Origin of the sequence: Streptomyces sp. NRRL B-24572, from assembly GCF_002156145.1 — a bacterium.
GTDB classification, from domain to species: Bacteria; Actinomycetota; Actinomycetes; order Streptomycetales; family Streptomycetaceae; genus Streptomyces; species Streptomyces vietnamensis.
Genome location: NZ_MWIG01000973.1, coordinates 1 through 1,210, shown reverse-complemented (window position 1 = coordinate 1,210; position 1,210 = coordinate 1). Strand labels below are relative to the sequence as shown.

Below are 1,210 nucleotides of genomic sequence, written 5' to 3'. Positions count from 1 at the left end.
CCGTCCGCGAGGCGGCGGGCGGTGACGAGGAAGCCGGTGTGGCCGATCATGCGGTGATCGGGGCGGACGGCGAGACCCTCGACGTGCCAGTTGCGGATCATGGACTCCCAGGGCTGCGGCTCGGCGTAGCAGCCGAACTCGCGGATGGACTCCACGGTGCGGGCGAGCTGGGTGGTGGTCGCCACGTAGCAGCAGAGGATGCCGCCGGGGACGAGGGCCTTGGAGACGGCCTCCAGGCACTCCCAGGGGGCGAGCATGTCCAGGATGACGCGGTCGACGTCGGTGTCGGACAGGTTGTCCTGGAGGTCGCCGACGGTCAGCTGCCACGCGGGGTGGGGGCCGCCGAAGTAGCGCTCGACGTTGCCCTTCGCGATCTCGGCGAAGTCCTCGCGGCGCTCGTAGGAGTGCAGCATGCCGCTGTCTCCGATGGCGCGCAGGAGGAAGCTGCTCAGCGATCCCGAGCCCACTCCGGCTTCCACGACGCGGGCGCCGGGGAAGATGTCGGCGAAGGCCAGGATCTGCCCCGCGTCCTTGGGGTAGACCACGGCTGCGCCGCGGGGCATGGACAGGACGTAGTCGGGGAGCAGGGGGCGCAGCGCGAGGTAGGCGACGTTTCCGGTGGTACGGACAACGCTGCCCTCGGGGGCGCCGATCAGTTCGTCGTGCGGGAAAGAACCCTTGTGGGTGTGGAAGTTCTTTCCCTCTTCGAGCGTGAACGTGTAGTGACGGCCCTTGGGGTCGGTCAGCTGAACCTGGTCCCCGACCTTGAAGGGCCCGCGTCGGCGGGCGGCACCGGTCGGTTCGGACATGTGACCAGAGTACCGGGGTTACGTGGACGGTCGTGCCATGGCCCGGGGGTACGGGGTCAGGCGGACGGTCGCGCCATGGCCTTGACGAAGGCGCGCTCGACGTCGGTGGTGGCGAGGACGCCGTAGATCTCGCCGGTGTCCTCGACGACGAGGTACTCGGTGGCGGGACTGGCGCGGAGGTGGTCGAGGAGGGGCTGGCCGGTGAGCTCGGCGGGGACCCGCATGCCGTCGGTGAGGTCCTGGGCGAGGGTGCTGACGGCCACCCAGGGGCGGCGGTGCTGGGGTACGGCGGCGATGGCGGTCTCGCGGACGATGCCGGTGGGTTCGCCGGTGCCGTCGACGACGACGAGGGCGCGGGCGCCGGCCTCGTTGGCGCGGCGGAGGGCCTCGGAGAGGGGGGT

2 protein-coding genes are annotated in these 1,210 nt (G+C 71.1%); both read right to left on the bottom strand.

Annotated features, from left to right (window positions below; genetic code table 11):
• Positions 1-809: tRNA (adenine-N1)-methyltransferase (locus tag CCN56_RS39045; protein WP_086832358.1), on the bottom strand; the 809-nt coding region annotated here is incomplete at its 3' end.
• 56 nt (positions 810-865) lie between these two features.
• On the bottom strand, positions 866-1,210 hold a 345-nt coding region (locus CCN56_RS39040; RefSeq protein WP_143664795.1), incomplete at its 5' end, for a CBS domain-containing protein.